Origin of the sequence: Flavobacterium tistrianum, from assembly GCF_003254545.1 — a bacterium.
GTDB lineage: Bacteria > Bacteroidota > Bacteroidia > Flavobacteriales > Flavobacteriaceae > Flavobacterium > Flavobacterium tistrianum.
The window spans coordinates 95,233-114,730 of the sequence record NZ_QJRH01000070.1; the positions used below are offsets into that span (position 1 = coordinate 95,233).

General features: G+C 35.0%; 13 protein-coding genes. 11 read left to right on the forward strand and 2 right to left on the reverse strand.

Features of this window, described 5'->3' with window-relative positions:
• Positions 1-46: 46 nt before the first annotated feature.
• Positions 47-985 (reverse strand): alpha/beta hydrolase, encoded by a 939-nt coding sequence (locus tag DMB71_RS14040; protein ID WP_111367096.1) that lies wholly within the window; start codon positions 983-985, stop codon positions 47-49.
• A 407-nt stretch (positions 986-1,392) separates the two neighbouring features.
• Between DMB71_RS14040 and DMB71_RS14045 the strand changes: the two genes are divergently transcribed.
• From DMB71_RS14045 to DMB71_RS14080, 8 genes are all read left to right on the forward strand, one after another.
• Positions 1,393-2,859, forward strand: coding sequence for an MFS transporter (locus tag DMB71_RS14045; protein ID WP_111367097.1), 1,467 nt, complete (start codon positions 1,393-1,395; stop codon positions 2,857-2,859).
• Positions 2,860-2,956: 97 nt separating this feature from the next.
• Positions 2,957-3,796, forward strand: coding sequence for a 5-dehydro-4-deoxy-D-glucuronate isomerase (gene kduI, locus DMB71_RS14050; protein WP_111367100.1), 840 nt, complete (start codon positions 2,957-2,959; stop codon positions 3,794-3,796).
• A 1-nt stretch (position 3,797) separates the two neighbouring features.
• Complete coding sequence (locus DMB71_RS14055; RefSeq protein ID WP_111367102.1) at positions 3,798-4,589, forward strand: gluconate 5-dehydrogenase; 792 nt, start codon at positions 3,798-3,800, stop codon at positions 4,587-4,589.
• A 24-nt stretch (positions 4,590-4,613) separates the two neighbouring features.
• Positions 4,614-6,014: a glucuronate isomerase gene (gene uxaC / locus DMB71_RS14060; RefSeq protein WP_111367104.1), complete on the forward strand. Its 1,401-nt coding sequence runs from the start codon at positions 4,614-4,616 to the stop codon at positions 6,012-6,014.
• 99 nt (positions 6,015-6,113) lie between these two features.
• Positions 6,114-7,133 carry a sugar kinase gene (locus tag DMB71_RS14065; RefSeq protein WP_111367107.1) on the forward strand — a complete coding sequence of 340 codons (1,020 nt, stop codon included), beginning with the start codon at positions 6,114-6,116 and terminating at the stop codon, positions 7,131-7,133.
• Positions 7,134-7,145: 12 nt separating this feature from the next.
• Positions 7,146-7,814, forward strand: a complete 669-nt coding sequence (locus DMB71_RS14070; RefSeq protein WP_111367108.1) for a bifunctional 4-hydroxy-2-oxoglutarate aldolase/2-dehydro-3-deoxy-phosphogluconate aldolase — start codon at positions 7,146-7,148, stop codon at positions 7,812-7,814.
• A gap of 219 nt (positions 7,815-8,033) precedes the next feature.
• On the forward strand, positions 8,034-9,479 hold the full coding sequence (locus tag DMB71_RS14075; protein ID WP_111367111.1) for a tagaturonate reductase: 1,446 nt from the start codon (positions 8,034-8,036) through the stop codon (positions 9,477-9,479).
• Between the two features lie 38 nt (positions 9,480-9,517).
• Complete coding sequence (locus DMB71_RS14080) at positions 9,518-11,140, forward strand: UxaA family hydrolase (protein ID WP_111367113.1); 1,623 nt, start codon at positions 9,518-9,520, stop codon at positions 11,138-11,140.
• 704 nt (positions 11,141-11,844) lie between these two features.
• Here DMB71_RS14080 and DMB71_RS14085 read toward each other — a convergent pair.
• Positions 11,845-12,873: a LacI family DNA-binding transcriptional regulator gene (locus DMB71_RS14085; RefSeq protein ID WP_111367115.1), complete on the reverse strand. Its 1,029-nt coding sequence runs from the start codon at positions 12,871-12,873 to the stop codon at positions 11,845-11,847.
• 288 nt (positions 12,874-13,161) lie between these two features.
• On the opposite strand from DMB71_RS14085, the gene DMB71_RS14090 reads away from it, so the two are divergent.
• From DMB71_RS14090 to DMB71_RS14100, 3 genes are read left to right on the forward strand one after another with little or no spacing between them, the layout of a single operon-like run.
• Entirely contained in the window at positions 13,162-14,601 is a 1,440-nt protein-coding gene (locus DMB71_RS14090) for a glycoside hydrolase family 28 protein (protein WP_111367418.1), read from the forward strand.
• Positions 14,602-14,631: 30 nt separating this feature from the next.
• Positions 14,632-17,733 (forward strand): SusC/RagA family TonB-linked outer membrane protein, encoded by a 3,102-nt coding sequence (locus DMB71_RS14095; protein WP_111367116.1) that lies wholly within the window; start codon positions 14,632-14,634, stop codon positions 17,731-17,733.
• Between the two features lie 12 nt (positions 17,734-17,745).
• A complete protein-coding gene (locus DMB71_RS14100) occupies positions 17,746-19,419 on the forward strand; it encodes a RagB/SusD family nutrient uptake outer membrane protein (RefSeq protein WP_111367119.1) in 1,674 nt (557 codons plus the stop codon).
• Positions 19,420-19,498: the final 79 nt, after the last annotated feature.

Below are 19,498 nucleotides of genomic sequence, written 5' to 3' on the forward strand. Positions count from 1 at the left end.
TTTTTTGATAAAAGGCAAAACTTGTAAAAGTTTTGCCTTTCTTTTTTTAATTATAGCCGTTTGCTTTTAGCCATTCGGCACAATCTCTTGTCCAGAATTTGCTCGTGTCAGCAACACCTAATCCAAATCCGTGGCCACCTTTTTCATATATATGTAACTCTGCTGTAACTCCGTTTTTCTTTAATGCTAAATAGTAATTAATACTGTTTTCTGGTACAACCACAGTATCATCTGTCGCATGAATTAAGAATGTTGGAGGTGTTTTAGAAGTTACTTTCTTTTCGTTTGAATAAGAATCTATTAACTCTTTTGAAGGATTATTTCCAAGTAAATTGGTTTGAGAACCTTTATGCGTGATTTCGTTTTCCATTGAAATTACAGGATAAATAAGTAGCGAAAAATCAGGACGTGCGCTTACTTTATATGCCGAGTCATAAACTTTATCATCATAATGTGTTGAAGCTGTTGATGCTAAATGACCGCCTGCAGAAAAACCTAAAATTCCAATTTTTTTAGGATCAATATTCCATTTCGAAGCATTTTGTCTGACATAACGAATGGCTTCTTGTGCATCTTGCAATGGCCCGACGTTTTTGTTTTTCATGGTTAAATTGGTTGGCATTCGGTATTTCAATACAAAAGCTGCGATTCCTAAGCTGTTAAACCATTCTGCCACTTTTGTTCCTTCTTTTTCAAATGCTAAATGGGTGTAACCGCCTCCTGGGCAAATTACAACAGCAGTTTGATTTGGTTTTACTTCTTTCGGAATAAAAATGCTTAAAGTAGGAACAGAGACTTGACTTGTACTTTGCATTTTTCCATCTTTTAACTCAGGTTTTTCCTTGTAATTGGCTGTTTTTATTTCATCTGGAATTTTATCCCATAACGGAATTACTTGGTCTTGTGCATTCATAGAAAATAGTCCTGAAAAAAGAAGAAAACTCAACGTAATTCCTCTTGAAAATTGTGTTTTAGTAGTTTTCAATTTGATTTATAATTATTTGGTTTGTAAATATTTATGTTTTGTCTTTGAAAATGCAAATTATAAGTAGAAGAAGTTAAAAATAAACAAAATCGATTTATGAAAAGCTTAGTTCTGGGACAATTTTACCCCATCAAAAGGATAAATTTCGCCTATTAGCTTTTAACAAATATATTGTTTAATGTGTAATTTTGTATTCCTTTTTTTATATAATATGTTTATTTTAACAGGCTAAATTATTTTTTTGCATAATATTATTTGGATTGTACAGATTAAAAACTATATTTGTGCAATCGATTACATTATTTGTCTTTTAAGGTATTAATTTATTGATTGTACTATTTTTAGAAAGCAGTAAATATAGTCTTATAAGATTGCCAAAAAACACAAAACTATAATACCCACTTACTATGAATCAAACCGAAACCGTTGCAGTAAATCAGAGTGTCAAAACAACTGGAAAATACCGTTGGAGTATTTGTGCATTGTTGTTTTTTGCAACTACAATTAATTACCTAGACCGACAAGTACTTTCCTTAACTTGGAGTGATTTTATCGCGCCAGAATTTCACTGGACAAATAATGACTATGGAAATATCACCGCTTTATTTTCTATCTTCTATGCGGTTTCATTATTATTTGCAGGGAGATTTGTAGATTGGTTAGATACTAAAAAAGGATTTCTTTGGGCAATCGGAATTTGGTCTGTAGGAGCTTGTCTTCATGCCTTCTGCGGAATCGCCACTTCAGGAATTATTGCAGGAGAATGGTTTGTGAGTTTTCATGGTTCAAAAGAAATAATCAGTACAATAAGCGATACTGCTTTGGTAATCAATGTGAGTGTGGCTTTATTTATTTTTGCCCGTTTCGTTTTAGCGGTTGGAGAAGCAGGAAACTTCCCAGCAGCAATTAAAACAACTGCAGAATATTTTCCTAAAAAAGACAGAGCTTTTGCAACCAGTATTTTTAATGCAGGTGCTACGGTTGGGGCTTTGGCGGCTCCAGTTACCATTCCTTTTATTGCAAAATACTTCGGCTGGGAAATGTCATTTATTATTATTGGAGCTTTAGGTTTTGTTTGGATGGGATTCTGGATGTTTATGTACGACAAGCCAGAAAAACATTCAAAAGTTACTCTAGAAGAATTGGCTTATATTCAGCAAGATGATATTGAAGACAGTAAAATCGGTTTTAAACCAGAAGCTGGAGGTAAAGTGTCTTTGGCAGATTGTTTTAAATACAAACAAACTTGGGCTTTTGCATTTGGTAAGTTCATGACAGACGGTGTTTGGTGGTTTTTCTTATTCTGGACACCAGCATATTTAAGTTCGGTTTACGGAATGGATTCTACAGAAGCGGCATTGCCATTGTTTGTACTGTATATGATTACATTATTATCTATCATTGGAGGATGGCTGCCAACGTATTTCGTTGAGAAAAAAGGAATGAATCCGTATGAGGGAAGAATGAGAGCGATGTTGATTTTTGCGTTTTTTCCATTATTAGCCTTGATCGCACAGCCATTAGGATATATTAGTTACTGGGTTCCAGTAATTATCATCGGAATTGCGGGAGCAGCACACCAATCTTGGTCGGCAAATATTTTTACAACAGTTGGAGATATGTTTCCTAAAAAAGCAATTGCAACCATTACAGGAATTGGAGGTTTAGCAGGTGGAGTTGGTTCGACATTAATCAACAAAGGATCTGGAGTATTATTTGATTATGCGAAAGATACGAATATGGTTTTTATGGGATTCAAAGGAATTGAGGCTGGATATTTTATCATTTTCTCAATTTGCGCAGTTTGTTATTTAACAGGCTGGATTGTAATGAAAACTTTGGTTCCTAAATACAGCCCAATAACCGATTTATAAAGAAAAATATACATAATTGAAATATTTTTTTCATTTCAATTATGGTTATTCCATTTAAAAAATTAATTTTGTGCAATCGATTACATTTATTTAAATTATGACAAAATATAGTTCAAGATACGCGTCAAGCCCAGAAGCTGTAAAAAAATATGACACACAGCAATTGAGAGAAGAATTCTTAATTGATGACTTAATGCAGGAAGATGAAGTGGTTTTGGTTTATTCACACTACGACAGATACATTGCAGGTTCTGCAGTTCCTGTAAAAGGAGATTTACCGCTTGAAACAATCGATCCGTTAAAAGCACCTTACTTTTTAGAAAGAAGAGAACTTGGAATTATTAATGTAGGAGGAAGCGGTTCGGTTGTAGTAGAAGGAACAACTTATGAGTTAGGTTTTAAAGATGCTCTATACATTGGAGCTGGAAATAAAGAAGTGGTTTTTAAAAGTGATGACAAAAATAATCCTGCTAAATTCTATTTAAACTCTGCGCCTGCGCACACGACTTATCCAACTAAGAAAGTAAGTTTAGCTGAAGCTAATAAATTACAGTTGGGAACGATGGAAACGGCAAATCACCGTACCGTAAACCAAATGATTATTGGTAGCGTGGTAACAACTTGCCAATTGCAAATGGGAATGACAGAATTGAAACCAGGAAGTGTTTGGAATACCATGCCAGCTCACGTTCACGATCGTAGAATGGAAGTCTATTTCTATTTGGATATTCCACAAGATCAAGCAGTTTGCCACTTTATGGGACAACCACAAGAAACAAGACATATCTGGATGAACAATCATCAGGCAGTAATTTCTCCGCCTTGGTCTATTCACTCGGGGGCAGGAACTAGCAATTATACTTTTATCTGGGGAATGGCTGGCGAAAACTTAGATTACGGAGATATGGATGTTTGTAAAATCACTGATTTAAGATAAGATGACAAATTTATTTGATATAAAAGGAAAAGTTGCCCTTATCACAGGAAGTACACACGGACTGGGAATGGCAATGGCAAAAGGATTAGGTCAGGCGGGTGCTACAATTGTGGTAAACGGAAATTCTTCTCAAGAAAAAATTGATCATGCAGTAGCAGAATTAAAAAGCGAAGGTATTCATGCAGTTGGTTACAAATTTAATGTAACCGAAGAGCAAGAAGTTAAAGAAGCTGTTGCAAAAATCGAAAGCGAAGTTGGACCAATTGATATCTTAATCAACAATGCTGGAATTATTAAAAGAATTCCGTTGCTTGATATGGAAGTATCAGATTTTAGAGAAGTAGTGGATATTGATCTTGTAAGTCCGTTTATTGTTTCTAAACATGTTGCAAAAGGAATGATTGAAAGACGTCAAGGAAAAATCATCAACATTTGCTCAATGATGAGCGAATTAGGAAGAAATACTGTTTCTGCTTATGCTGCTGCAAAAGGTGGTTTGAAAATGCTGACTAAAAATATGGCAACAGAATGGGCAAAATACAATGTTCAGATTAACGGAATCGGTCCTGGATATTTTGCTACAGAACAAACCAAACCAATTAGAGTTGACGGGCATCCTTTTAATGATTTTATCATTAGCAGAACTCCAGCCGCAAAATGGGGAGATCCGAGCGATTTAGCTGGAGCAGCAATATTTTTGTCATCCAAAGCAAGTGATTTCGTAAACGGTCACATTTTATATGTTGATGGAGGAATCTTAGCTACAATCGGAAAACCTTCAAACGAAGAATAATTCTCAAATTATATTTTAAAAGACATGAGCCAGAAATTCATACACGATAATTTTTTATTAGAAAATAAATATGCTGAAGAGTTGTATCATAATTACTCTAAAAATCAGCCGATTATTGACTATCACAATCACTTAAATCCACAATTTATTGCCGAAGATAAAATCTTTGAAAATATTACTCAAGTTTGGATTAATGGTGATCACTACAAGTGGCGTGCAATGCGTACTTTGGGAATCAACGAGCAGTTTGTAACAGGAAATGGTTCAGATAAAGATAAATTCTTAAACTGGGGAAAAACTGTTCCGTACACTATGCGTAATCCGTTGTACCACTGGACACATTTAGAACTGGCTCGTTATTTTGATATATATGATTTATTGAATGAAAAGTCGGCTGAGAAAATTTATATCGAAACTTCTGAGAAAATAAATTCTCAGGCGTACAGCACACAAAACCTTCTTAAAAAAGTAAACGCTGAATTGGTTTGTACGACAGAAGATCCAATTGACAGTTTGGAATTTCACCAAAAATTCGCAAACAATTCGACTGGAATCAAGATGAGTACGGCTTTCAGACCTGATAAAGCCATCTTAATTGCTAATGATGGTTATAATGCATATCTGGACACATTAGGGGATGTGTCCGGTATTGCAATTAACACGTACGCTGATTTACAGTCTGCTTTAAGAAAAAGAATCGAATTCTTTAATGCAAACGGATGTAAATTAAGCGATCACGGATTAAATCAAATTGATTTTGAGAACTTTACAGAAAGTGAAGTAAATGCAATTTTCAAAAAGAAAAGAGAAAACGGTGAATTGTCTCCAGAAGAAGTTTTAAAATTCCATAGTGCCATTTTAGTTTTCTTGTCAGAAACCTATCATGAGTTTGGATGGGTACAGCAGTTTCACTTAGGCGCATTGCGTAACAACAATGCTCGTATGCATAGAATCTTAGGTCCAGATACAGGATGGGATTCTATTGGAGATTATCCTCAAGCACAAAAATTATCGGCTTTCTTAAATGCTTTAGACAGTAAAGATAAATTGACTAAAACGATTATTTACAACTTGAATCCTGCTGATAACGAAGTTATGGCAACAATGATTGGAAACTTCAACGACGGAAGCGTTCGCGGAAAAGTACAATTTGGTTCTGGATGGTGGTTCTTAGATCAGAAAGATGGAATGACAAAACAATTGAATGCGCTTTCAAACATGGGTTTAATTAGCTGTTTTGTTGGAATGCTTACAGATTCTAGAAGTTTCTTATCGTTCCCAAGACACGAATATTTCAGACGTATTTTATGTAATCTTTTGGGGGACGAAATTAAACGTGGAGAACTTCCAAACGATATGGAATGGATTGGAAAATTAGTTGCTGATATTTCATACAATAATGCAAAAGAATATTTTAAGTTTTAAATAAAGTCTAACCGCAAGGTTCGCAAAGATTTACGCAAGGCTCGCTAAATGAAATCCTTTTTAATCATTGTAATCTGTGGCAAAAAAAATATATAAATAATGAGTAGAGTAGTTGCATTTGGAGAAATCATGCTGCGTTTATCGACAGAAAGACATTTGCGTTTTTCACAATCTACGGCATTTGGTGCTACGTATGGTGGCGGTGAATTTAATGTATGTGTTTCTTTGGCAAATTATGGTGTAAATGCTGAATTTGTTACCAGACTGCCTGAAAATGAAATTGGTTTTTCTGCATTAAAAGAAATCAGAAAAATGAATGTCGAGTCTAAAAATATTGTTTTCGGAGGAGAGCGTTTAGGAATCTATTTCTTAGAAACAGGAGCGGGAACTCGCGGAAGCAATGTAGTTTATGACCGTGCTCACAGCGCCATGTCGACTATACAAAAAGGACAGGTTGATTGGGAAAATGTTTTGGAAGGTGCAGAATGGTTTCATTGGAGTGGCATTACGCCAGCGATTTCAGAAAGTGCAGCTGAAGCTTGTTTAGAGGCAATTAAAATCGCTCACAAAAAAGGAATTAAAATTTCATGCGATTTAAACTATAGATCAAAACTTTGGCAATACGGAAAAACTCCGAGTGAGGTTATGCCAGAAATGCTGAAATATAGTAATGTGATTTTAGGAGATATTGATACGGCCTATTTCATGTTGGGAATTCCGAAAGTAAATCCGAATTATCAAGACGAAAAATCGCTTCCAGCAGTTTATGACAAATTGTTTGAATTGATTCCGAGCTTGAAAATTGCTGCAACGACGCTTCGTTATTCTGTTAGCGCATCTCACCAGAGAATTGGTGGAATTTTATACGACGGAAAAGCAATTTATAGCGCAGCCGTAAAAGAAGTTACTCCAGTTGTAGATCGTGTAGGAAGTGGAGATGCCTTTATGGGCGGATTAATCTATGGTTTATTGGAATATAATAACAACCAAAGAGCATTAGATTTTGCAGTTGCAGCTTGTTGTTTGAAACATACAATTGCAGGCGATTACAACTTGGTTACTTTAAAAGAAGTTGAAAATATGATTGATGGTGATGGTTCTGCATTGGTATCAAGATAATTTAAAATAAAAATGGCAAAATATTCAAGAATTGAAGTAGCTCAGACCATGAAAGACAACGGTATGGTTCCGTTATTCTTTCACTCGGATATTGAGCTAAGTAAAAAAGTTTTAAAAGCATGTTATGATGGAGGTTCCAGATTAATGGAATTTACGAGCAGAGGCGATTTTGCACATGAAGTTTTTGGAGCTTTAAATAAATATGCTTTAGCAGAACTTCCGGGAATGATCTTGGGAGTAGGTTCTATTACAGATGCGGCTTCGGCTTCTTTGTACATGAGTTTAGGAGCAAATTTTATTGTAACACCAGTATTTAGAGAAGATATAGCTATAGCTTGTAATCGCAGAAAAGTACTTTGGTCGCCAGGCTGCGGTACTTTGACAGAAATTGCAAAAGCAGAAGAATTAGGTTGCGAAATTGTAAAATTATTTCCAGCTGATACTTACGGGCCAGAGTTTATCAAAGCGATAAAAGGCCCATGTCCGTGGACAAACATTATGCCTACAGGCGGTGTTTATCCGACAAAAGAAAGTTTGAGTTCATGGCTAAATGCAGGTGCAACTTGTGTAGGCTTAGGCTCACAATTAATTTCAAAAGATATATTAGACAATAAAGACTTCGACGGACTTACTGCGAAAGTGAAACAGGTTCTTGACATTATAAAAGATATTAGAAAATAGATTAAGGGGTAATCATGCCTAACTCCTTATTTTATAAGTTTTTTTAGATTTTTAGAGATTGTAATTGAACATTACGCTTGAAAAATTTGGCTAGCCATTCCTCACAGCCGGCTTAATTTTACTCAATCGGGTGTAATGTTTCATTTACAATTTTAAAGGCAGAAATAATGAAATAGGGTTTATAAATGGTTATTTATAACGCATTAAAGAAAATTCAAAATGAAAAAATTAAATAGAGTAAATACAGGATTAGAAAAGTTACAGCCAATTAAGGTAGTTCAGTTTGGAGAAGGTAATTTTTTAAGAGCCTTTGTTGATTATGCTTTTGATAAACTAAATAAAGAAGTTGATTTTAATGCCGGTATTGCAGTAGTTCAGCCTTTGAAAGACGGTATGATAAATATGATTAATGATCAGGACGGTCTTTATACCTTGTTTATGAACGGAATTAAAAAAGGTGAAAAGATACAAGATATTGTGTTGATTAATAATATTGTAAAAACGATAAACCCATATACTGAATTTGCAAATTATTTGGCTTTAGCCAAAGAAGAAGAACTTCAGTTTATTGTTTCTAATACTACAGAAGCTGGAATTGAATTTATTGAAAGTGACACTCCAGACATGCAGCCGCCAGTATCATTTCCTGCAAAATTGACGGTTTTATTATATGAAAGATTTAAACATTTTAATGGAGATGCTTCTAAAGGAGTTACAATAATTCCTTGTGAATTAATTGATTATAACTCTGAGACGCTTAAAAAATATATTTTACAATATGTTGATTTATGGAAATTAGAAGATGCGTTTAAAACTTGGGTATCAGAGGCTTGTACCTATCATAGTACTTTGGTTGACAGAATTGTTCCTGGATATCCAAGAGCTGAAATTGAAGAATACAATAACAAATTAGATTATCAGGACAATTTAATTGTTGCAGCTGAACCTTTTTTCCTTTGGGCTATTGAAGGTGGAGATGATCTAAAAGCAAAATTGCCTTTTCATAAAACAGATTTGAATGTAAAAATCGTTGATGATATTCGTCCTTTTAAAATGATTAAAGTTCGTATTTTAAACGGTGCGCATACGGCAATGGTTCCTTTTTCACTTTTACACGGCAATAAATTAGTAATGGAAACTGTTAACGGAGATTTTACAGGAAAATTTGTGAATAGCGTTATTAGTGAAATTAGTGAAACGCTTGATATGGATAAAAATGAAATTACAGCCTATTCTGAAGAAGTAATGGATCGATTTAAAAATCCATTTATCAAACATGCACTTGCTGATATTGCATTAAATTCTGTATCAAAATTTAAAGTACGAGTTCTGCCTAGTTTATTAGGATATTATAATACAAACAAAAAATTGCCTGTTAATTTGACTTTTTCATTAGCGAGCTTAATTCGTTTCTACAAAGGAACTTGGAATGGTGAAAGTTTACCAGTTAAAGATGGTGAAGATATTACAGCATTCTTTAACGGACTTTGGAAATCTGATGATTACGAGAAAATTGCTCGTTTAACATTACAAAACAAAAGTTTCTGGGATCAGGATCTAACTGAAATTCCAGGGTTGACAAAAGCAATTACAATTGCTTTAGAAGAAATAGATTCAAACGGAATTGAAGCTGGCTTTGTTAAGTTTCAAGAAAGAATAAAATAAAAAAACACAACAAAAAGAACAAAGAACAAAGGTTAATTATGGCAACGCAGAAAAAATTAATAAAAGTTCACCCAACCGATAATGTTGCGGTTGCTTTGGTGGATCTTACTGCAGGCGAAGTGATTGATTTTGAAGGACAATCAATTACCGTAGAGTCTGATGTAAAAATGAAACATAAGATTGCAATGGTTCCTTTTAATGTAGGGGACAGAATCATTATGTATGGTGTTTTGGTTGGAAAAGCAAGCGCTAGAATCGAAAAAGGCGGACTGCTTTCTACTGCTAACGTAAAACACGAAAGTGATAAAGTTACGGGTAAAACAGAAACTATTGGCTGGACTGCACCAAATATCGATAAATGGAAAGATAGAACGTGGCAGGGCTATCATAGAGAAGACGGTCAGGTTGGAACAGAAAATGTATGGTTGTTTTTTCCATTAGTTTTTTGTGAAAACAGAAACATCGAAATCTTAAAAGATATTTTTGAGAAAGAATTGATGAAACCAAAAGAGAACGATTATCAGTTATTGTTGCGTTCTTTGGTAAAATCAGAAACTGGTGGAGCAGGAAATCAAGAAGCTTCAAACGATGCTAATTTATTCAATAATATCGAAGTAAAATTCATCACACACCAAGGAGGTTGTGGTGGAATTCGTCAGGATTCACACAGTTTAGCGAAGCTTTTGGCGGGTTATGTAAACAATCCAAACGTGGCTGGAGCAACAGTTTTGAGTTTAGGATGTCAGAATCTTCAGATTTCAATTTTCAAAGAAGCTTTAGATGCGATTAATCCAAACAGTAAAAAGCCTGTTTTGATTTACGATCAGCAATCTATTGGAACAATTGAAACGATGTTGAGTAGTGTCGTAAAAGATACTTTTGAAGCAATCAAAAAAGCAAACGAAATTAAGAGAGAACCAGCACCATTATCTAAACTAAGAATTGGTTTAGAGTGCGGTGGATCTGACGGATTCTCTGGAATTTCTGCAAACCCAACATTGGGAGTGTTATCAGATCATTTAGTTGCTTTGGGAGGAACTACAATTCTTTCTGAATTTCCTGAATTATGTGGAGTAGAACAGGAATTAGTAAATCGTTGTATAGATGATAAGGACGGAAAACGTTTCTTAGACTTAATGCAATGGTATGAAAAAACAGTTGTTGATGCAGGTTCAGGATTTGATATGAATCCGTCTCCAGGTAACATTAAAGACGGTTTGATTACAGATGCTATGAAATCGGCTGGTGCTGCTAAAAAAGGTGGAACATCGCCAATTACAGGTGTTTACGATTATGGAGAATATATTAGCGAACCAGGCTTTACGTTGTTATGTACACCAGGAAATGATGTAGAGTGTACAACGGCAATGGTTGGTTCTGGAGCTAACATGGTATTGTTTACAACAGGTTTAGGAACTCCGACAGGAAATCCAATTGCGCCGGTTGTAAAGATTTCATCAAACACACAGTTAGCAAACAAAATGTCTGACATTATTGATATCGATACTGGTGGAATTATCACTGGTGAAAAATCTATTGATGAAATGGCTGACGAAATGCTTGAGTTTATTATTGATGTTGCCAGCGGTAACATTAAAACAAAAGCTGCAATTTTAAATCAGAACGATTTTATTCCTTGGAAAAGAGGAGTGTCGTTGTAATTTTTTTAGGTACAAAGTTGCAGAGATGCAAAGTGACAAAGGTTTATATAGAAGACGCACAGTAGTGCGTCTCTTATTTTTAGAGAAAGCTTCGGAGAGCGAAATATTTATAGAATTGCAATAAGACAGGCAAAAGAAGCTCCGCTGGAGCTATATGTATGTGATTTAGATTTTTATATAAATATCTCGCTTCTCTGAAGCGAAAGTGATAAAAGTTTTATCTGTAGAGGCGTACTGCATTACGTCTCTTGTTTTTTAGGAAAAGCTCCGGAGGAGCTTAATATTTATAGGTAACAATTAGCCATTGAGAATAAAGCTCCAGCAGAGCGATATATATTTTGGTTGCAGAAAAACATGTTTCTCCGCTGGAGCTTTATATTGTAACCATTTATCTTTTGCTATAAATATTTCGCTTCTCTGAAGCGAAAGTGATAAAAGGTTTATCTGTAGAGACGCACTGTAGCGCATTTTTTTTCTAGAGAAAGCTCCAGCGGAGCAAAATATTTATAGAATTGAAATAATAGATACAAACAAAAGCTCCAGCGGAGCGATATATATTTAGGTTGCAGAAAAATATGTCGCTCCTCGGGAGCTTTATTCTCGATAACGAATTGTTGTCTATAAATATTAAGCTCCTCTGGAGCTTGCAAAAAAAAAGCCCATCCTAAAATGAGCTTATATAACTTATATGGTGAAAAAAAAAATTAAAAATTAGTTCTTGTAGAAGATTTACGAATATGCAATTCTGGTGCAAGAACGACTTTTTTTTCAATTTTAATTGTATCTGTTTTGTCTACTTGTTCTAAGAAAACACGAGCAGACATCCTTCCCATTTCAAGTGGTGACTGATCTACAGAAGTGATAGATAGTTCCATGAATTTTGTAAAAGGTTCGTTACTGAAACCTGCAACACAAAATTCACTCGGAATGCTGATATTACGTTCTTTCAGTTCCTGAATTGCACCCAATGCGGCAAAATCACTTGACGAAAATATCGCGTCGGGAGGAGTTTCTAATTGTAGGAGTTTATCAACAGCGTCTTTACCAGCTTCAACGCTACTTTTTGTGAAAATAACATATTCTTCATTAAAAGTAAGTCCGTTGTCTAATAGAGCTTGTTTGTAGCCTAAAAACCTGTTTTTGAAAATGTCTAACGATTGATCTCCAGAGAAGTGAGCAATGTTTCGGCAACCTTCATCAATTAAATGCTTTGTAGCTAGATAACCGCCTTTAAAGTCATTAATGGTTACAGAACTCACGCCATCAATGTGCTTGCTTCTATCAAAAAATATTAGCGGTACATTTTTCTCCAATACATTTCTAAAAGCGCTGTCGTTCTCATCAGAAATACCCGTTACAGACATCATAATGCCGTCAACTTGAGCATCTACAAGTGTATGAAGGTTTTCGTTCTCCCTTTTTATGCTTTCGTGAGTCTGACAGATAATAACCTGATAGCCGTGAGGATAAAGCTCTTCTTCGATTCCTCGAATAACCGAGGCGAAAAAGTTGCTGTCAATACGCGGCACAATAACTCCGATATTATTACTTCGTCCACTTTTTAAAGCTAGCGCCAGTTTATTTTGCTTGTAGTTCATCGCAGCAGCAGTCTTGATAACCAACTCTCGCGTAGCTTCCTTTATTTTAGGATTATTGTTTAACGCTCTGGAAACTGTTGCAGCTGTGATATTTAGTTTTTCAGCAATATCGTAAATAGTTACTTTTTCACTCATTCAAAAAAAGTTTATCGAATTATTTTTAAACAAAAGTACATTTTTTTTTATTACACAATAAATATTGTTATCGATTACCATAATTTAAAACTCAAACGTTTTAGGTTTTACAATGATAATAAATTATCTAATTTTTTGCATTAAATGTAAATAAAATTTGTAATAAAAATTAAATATATATTTTTTTTCTAAATTAATTTGGTGTCTCAGAACTATTTTTCTACTTTCGTGTAATCGATTACATAAAACCCGATGTTTTTGATATTCAAACAAGAAAAATCTGCACAAATGATTACAAAGGAGATTGTCACATTAAAAAAGATTCTTTTTTTAGCCTTTACAGGGCTGTTAATGCAGTCATGTGCAAAACATTCTTCTTCTCTTTCTTCAGAAAATCCATGGCAAAAAATGGATTTGGTTATCAAGAGCATTCCGCAAGTGCATTTTTCAGATAAAGTGTATAACATAAACGATTTTGGCGCTGTTGCAGACGGAAAAACATTAAACACTTTGGCTTTTCAAAAAGCAATACAAGAATGTGCAGCAAACGGTGGAGGTAAGGTTTTAGTTCCAAACGGAAAATATCTAACAGGAGCCATTCATTTGGAAAGTAACGTTAATCTGCATTTAGAAGATAATGCTGAGATTCTTTTTAGTTTAAATCCGAAAGATTATCCTATCGTTCATACTTCTTGGGAAGGAACTGAAGTAATGAATTATTCTCCGCTTATTTATGCAAAAAACAAAACCAATATTGCGGTTACGGGAAAAGGAACCTTAAATGGTCAAGCAGACAGCACCAATTGGTGGATTTGGTCTGGCGGAAAAAATTATGGCTGGAAAAAAGGCATTCCGTCTCAAAATGATCCAACAAATCGTGAAGTATTGGTTGACATGGCAGAAAAAGGAATTCCTGTATCAGAAAGAGTTTTTGGAGAAGGGCGTTACTTAAGACCAAATTTTATTGAATTTTTTGAATGCAATACTGCTTTGGTAAAAGATGTAAAAATCATCAATTCTCCATTTTGGATTTTACATCCAATAAAAACAAACAACATGATTATTGACGGCGTAACGGTTAACAGCCATGGGCCAAATAATGATGGCTGTGATCCTGAATATTCGCAAAATATCATAATCAGAAACTGCACTTTCAATACAGGCGATGATTGTATTGCAATTAAAGCAGGTCGCGATGGCGACGGAAGAAGAGTGGCAATACCAAGTAAAAACATCATCGTGCAAAATTGTAAAATGATTGACGGTCACGGTGGAGTTGTAATTGGAAGCGAAATTTCGGCAGGTGTAAATAATGTTTTTGTAGAAAATTGCGTCATGGATAGTCCAAATTTAGATCGTGCCATTCGCATCAAAACCAATTCAAAAAGGGGCGGAATCATTGAGAATATCTATGTTCGAAACCTTGAAGTGGGAACGGTAAAAGAATGTGTTCTGAAATTAAATATGTTCTACAATGTTTACGGATCGCAGACAGGAAACTTTATTCCAACCATCAGAAATGTAAGCTTAGAGAATGTAACGGTAAAAAACGGTGGGAAATACAGCGTTTGGGCAGAAGGCTATAAGGAATCTCCTGTTGAAAACATAACGTTAAAAAATGTAAAAATCCAAAAAGTAGATTCGCTCTACTTATTAAAAAACGTCAAAAACATAAATTTTATAAATACCTATATCAATGAGAAAAAAGTAGAATCTATTACTAACTAAACACTATCAATTAACCAAACTTTAAACCACATGAGTATTAAACAATTATCTGAGAAAAAAGATAAGTACTTTGTATTTTTCTTTTTCCTGAATTTTTTACTGTGCAGTTCTATATACGCACAGTCAACCACAATTGAAGGGAAGATTACCGATGCTACAGGTATGTCACTGCCAGGGGTAAACATTAATGAAAAGGGAACTAAAAACGGAACTTCGACAGATTTTGAAGGAAGTTTCAAAATTAATGTATCAAACAGTAAAGCAACTTTAATAATTAGCTATTTAGGATTTCAAACACAAGAAGTAAGTGTTGCTGGAAAATCTAAAATCAACGTGACACTTGCAGAACAATCCAATTCATTGAATGAAGTTGTTGTTGTAGGATACGGTTCTGTAAAAAAGACAGATCTTACAGGTTCTGTTAGTACAATTAGCGCAGCAACCATTACAGAAAGAAATACTACAAGTCCATTGGAGGCAATTCAAGGAAGCACACCAGGGGTTCAGATTTCATCTGCTTCAGGACGCGCAGGAGATGGGTACAAAGTAGTAATTAGAGGAAATAACTCGTTAGTTGGATCGTCGCCTTTATATATTGTAGATGGCGTTCCAGTTGATAATATTGACTTTTTGAACCCGCAGGATATTTCTAGAATGGACGTTTTAAAAGATGCTTCTTCGGCTGCAATTTATGGTTCTAGAGGAGCTAGTGGTGTTATTATCGTAACTACAAAAAGTGGTGCGAATGTTAAATCTGGAATCAACGTAACTTTTGATACTTCTTACGGTACTAAAACTGCTGCAAGAATGCCAAAAATGATGAACGGTGAAGAATGGTGGAAATTCCATCAGGTGGCTTATATGAGTGCAACACCGCTGACACAAACGCCAGCACAATTAGCTGCTTTAGCAGGAAATCAGAGTCCATTATTGGTTTCTCGTGCAAACAGCGGTTATAATTTTGATTGGACGGATGCTGTTCTTAAACCAGGTATGACTCAGAATAATTATTTGAATGTTACAGGACGTTCAGATTCTGGTTTGAGTTATAACTTAGGATTCGGAGTTCAGAGTGATGAAGGACTTATCGAAAATGATTCGACAGATAAATATTCTTTTAAATTAGGATTGAATCATAAAATCAATGATAAATTTACCACTGGAGCCAACATTACGGTAGCACGTCTTGATACACAATTAGGTAGTGATTTAGCAATGCAGGATGCTTTTAGATTAAGCCCGTTAATGTCTCCTTGGGCTGTTGATGCACAAGGAAATGAAAAAGTGGGAACGTTATTTTTTCTTCCAGGGAAATTAACTTATCCTGACGGTTCATGGGCTATTAATAAAACATCAACAGTAAATCCGTTAATGGAAATTGCTAATTCTTCTCAGACGGAAAAAACATGGCAAACTGTTGGAAATGTTTTCTTCCAATATCAACCATTAAAATGGCTTTCGTTTAAAACAACATTTGCAGGAGGTATAGAAAATACAGTTACAAGTGCGGCTTATACAGCACAGACAAATGCAGGTGTAACGTTAAACGGTAAAAACTCAGCATCAATTAAAAACTTCAACAACTTTAATTATACTTGGGATAACCAGATTGATTTGAAACACACCTTTAAAGAAGTGCATGATTTTAGTGTTTTATTATTACAGAGTTTGTACTCAAATGTTGATGAAACGTCTTATTTGTATTCTAACAATCAGCCTTTTGATGTTGGATCAAATAATATGGGATCTGGAGTTCAAACAAGTTATAACATAAGTTCAGGTTATCAAAAGAATACTTTAAGCTCTTATGCTGTTCGTTTAAATTATACTTTTAAAGATAAATATTTATTAACAGCTTCTACAAGATGGGATGGTTCTTCTGTTTTATCTGAAGGTAATAAATGGCAGAGTTTCCCTTCTGTGGCTCTAGGATGGAAAATCAGTAAAGAATCTTTCTTAGCAAACAGCTCTGTTATTTCAGATTTAAAACTTCGTGCGAGTTTAGGTTATACAGGAAACGACAACGTTGCACCTTATACTTCTCAAGCGTTATTAAACCAACAGACTTTTTATGCAAACGGAGCCAATGTCGTTTCGGGCTGGCAGTCAGAAAACTTAGCAAATCAAAATTTGACTTGGGAAAAAACACGTGAGTTAAACTTTGGACTTGACTACGGATTCTTAAATAATAGAATTACGGGTACAGTAGACGTTTATGACAGACTATCAGATAAATTAATTTACAAGCAGCAATTGCCAGCAGAAACAGGTTGGAAAAATACCTATGCCAACGTTGGTTCAGTTAGCAACAAAGGGGTAGAGGTATTATTGACTACTAAAAATATTAAAAGTAAAAATGTAAACTGGGAAACCACTTTCACCTTTACTAAAAACGTAAACAAATTAGAATCTATTTACAATCAGGATCAAGTAAGTGATATTGGAAACAAATTAATCTTAGGGTCAGAATTAAATCCAAACTACAACTACGTTTATGATGGAGTTTGGCAAGAAAGCGAAGCAGCGCAGGCAGCATCTTACGGAATGGCTCCTGGACAAGCAAGACCAAAAGATTTAAATGGAGATGGTAAATTCAATCAAGATGATAGAACCGTAATCGGAAATGCAAATCCAGAATGGCAGGGAAGTTTATATTCTAAACTTACTGTTGGCAATTTCGATTTCAACTTCTCGGTTTTAACAAGTCAAGGACAAACGGTTTTGAGTACTTTCCACCAAAACTTTGCTGATGTGAGTGACCGTGGACGCCAGAAATTAGCGATGGATTATTTTATTCCAACCAACGGAACAGGAATTGCGGCTAATGCAAATAATGAAAACCCAAGACCAGGACCAGTAGCAACAGGAGCTGGAGCATATTGGACTTCTTTATTTGGATACTATAGAGACGTTTCTTACGTAAAAATCAAAAATATATCTTTAGGATACACATTAGATTCAGAGTTATTGAAAAGACTTAAAATCAGTAATTTGAGAATTTATGTGAATGTTTTAGACCCATTTGTATTTACAGATTTTGATGGATATGATCCTGAATGGGCTGGTGCCGCTTTTGGAGTAAACCGTCCGGCATCAGTGACTACACAATTGGGATTAAGTGTTAAATTTTAATAAAGATATCAAATGAAAAAATTCATCATATTATTAGGAATCATTGTAGGAACCTTAAGTTCTTGCAGCAATTATATTGAAGAGGAAAGCTTGTCGAATGTTCCTGCAGACGGAACTTATAAGACGGCGGCTGGTTTTCAATTGCTAGTTAATACCAATTATGCTTGGCTAAAAGGAATTTATGGAGGAAATCCGTGGCTTTTTGAAGCAGGAACCGACATGTATGCAGAAGGAAGAACTCCAGAACCAGCAGGTTTAAGCCAGTATGCGCTTTTAATTCCATCTTCAGATAATGTTGCCGATTTGTATAATTCTTGCTATCAGCTAATTCAGTCTGTAAATAAAACGGTGTATTATTCTACAGTAACAGAACAGACTTCAAATCTTAATACATTAGTAGGTGAGGCTAGATTTCTTAGAGCAAATGCTTACTTCTTATTAGTTCAGACTTATGGAGGCGTACCAATTGTAAGCGAGAATATTACAAGTCCAGTTTTGTCTTTTACAAGAAATAGTGCAGAAGAAGTTTATACGCAAATCATTGCTGATCTAGATTTTGCTTTAGCTAATGTTGGGACCACTGCTTACAACACATCTGGAAAAGTAAACAAAAGAGCCGTAAATGATTTATTGGCAAAAGTGTACCTAACAAGAGGATACGAAACTTTTGGAAAACCAGATGATTTTTCAAAGGCTGCTGCGTATGCAGATGCTGCAATTGGAGGTCAGACTTTAGCAATTGCTTTCGATCAGTTGTTTAAACCAGGAAACGATTTAAATGCTGAAACGATTTTTTCTGTACAATATGACAAGGCTTCGACAAGTACAAGTCCGACAACATTAGGTAATAACCAGTTTTACTATTTCAGTTCGTATTTAGGAGGTGCAGAAACAGGAGCGCCATTAAGAAGCTATAATTTGTGTCCTACAGATTATGCTTTAGGCTTGTACGAAAAAGGCGATGCAAGATGGAATGCTACTTTTATGACTGAAATTGTAGAAGGGCCTGAAACAACAAACGGAGTTACAAAAACTATTTTATACTATCCGTACTACAGAAGTTCAAATCCAGCTTCGTTGAAAGTGAGACATTTTTATGAGCCAAAATGGTTTACAGCAGCAGATAAAACTGCTTGGATGACCGCTAACGCTTCTAGATTATCAGCAACATTCGTGTACCATCCTTGGGGAGAATATTCTGCAGCACATACGCTAATTAAAAACTTAGATTGCTACACTATTCCAGTTAAGAAATTTGACGATCCAGATCCAACTACGCCTTCAAGCACAGGGCCTGTAAGCACAAGAGACATTATAGTTTCCAGACTTGGAGAAACGTATTTAATTGCTGCAGAAGCTTATTTAAAAGCAGGAAACCCAGGAACAGGTTTAGCTCGTCTAAATGAGGTGCGCAGAAGAGCAGGAGTTGCCAATGCCACTTTAGCTCAGTTTAATATCGATTATATTTTAGACGAAAGAGGAAGAGAATTGTTGGGAGAGTACAAACGCTGGTTCGACTTAAAACGTACAGGAACTTTGGTTGCAAGAGCTTCGGCTTATAATTATAAAATTAAAGAAGCAAATTTTGTTGGTGTTGACGGAAAACTTAAAATTTTAAGACCAATACCACAATCTGCTTTGGATTTAAACCAAAATAAAGATTTTCCTCAAAACCCTGGTTATTAGTAATTGGTAGTTTTTTGAGAACTATGTTTTTTGAAGTAGTTAAAAAGGGGTTTGACTATAAGTCAAACTCCTTTCTTAA

Excerpts from the sequence above, each read along its gene's own strand:
- DMB71_RS14065 (WP_111367107.1), top strand. The coding sequence starts at position 6,114 with ATGAGTAGAGTAGTTGCATTTGGAGAAATCATGCTGCGTTTATCGACA.
- DMB71_RS14075 (WP_111367111.1), top strand. The coding sequence starts at position 8,034 with ATGAAAAAATTAAATAGAGTAAATACAGGATTAGAAAAGTTACAGCCA.
- DMB71_RS14085 (WP_111367115.1), bottom strand. The coding sequence starts at position 12,873 with ATGAGTGAAAAAGTAACTATTTACGATATTGCTGAAAAACTAAATATC.
- DMB71_RS14055 (WP_111367102.1), top strand. The coding sequence starts at position 3,798 with ATGACAAATTTATTTGATATAAAAGGAAAAGTTGCCCTTATCACAGGA.
- DMB71_RS14090 (WP_111367418.1), top strand. The coding sequence starts at position 13,162 with ATGATTACAAAGGAGATTGTCACATTAAAAAAGATTCTTTTTTTAGCC.
- uxaC (WP_111367104.1), top strand. The coding sequence starts at position 4,614 with ATGAGCCAGAAATTCATACACGATAATTTTTTATTAGAAAATAAATAT.
- DMB71_RS14080 (WP_111367113.1), top strand. The coding sequence starts at position 9,518 with ATGGCAACGCAGAAAAAATTAATAAAAGTTCACCCAACCGATAATGTT.
- DMB71_RS14100 (WP_111367119.1), top strand. The coding sequence starts at position 17,746 with ATGAAAAAATTCATCATATTATTAGGAATCATTGTAGGAACCTTAAGT.
- kduI (WP_111367100.1), top strand. The coding sequence starts at position 2,957 with ATGACAAAATATAGTTCAAGATACGCGTCAAGCCCAGAAGCTGTAAAA.
- DMB71_RS14045 (WP_111367097.1), top strand. The coding sequence starts at position 1,393 with ATGAATCAAACCGAAACCGTTGCAGTAAATCAGAGTGTCAAAACAACT.
- DMB71_RS14070 (WP_111367108.1), top strand. The coding sequence starts at position 7,146 with ATGGCAAAATATTCAAGAATTGAAGTAGCTCAGACCATGAAAGACAAC.
- DMB71_RS14095 (WP_111367116.1), top strand. The coding sequence starts at position 14,632 with ATGAGTATTAAACAATTATCTGAGAAAAAAGATAAGTACTTTGTATTT.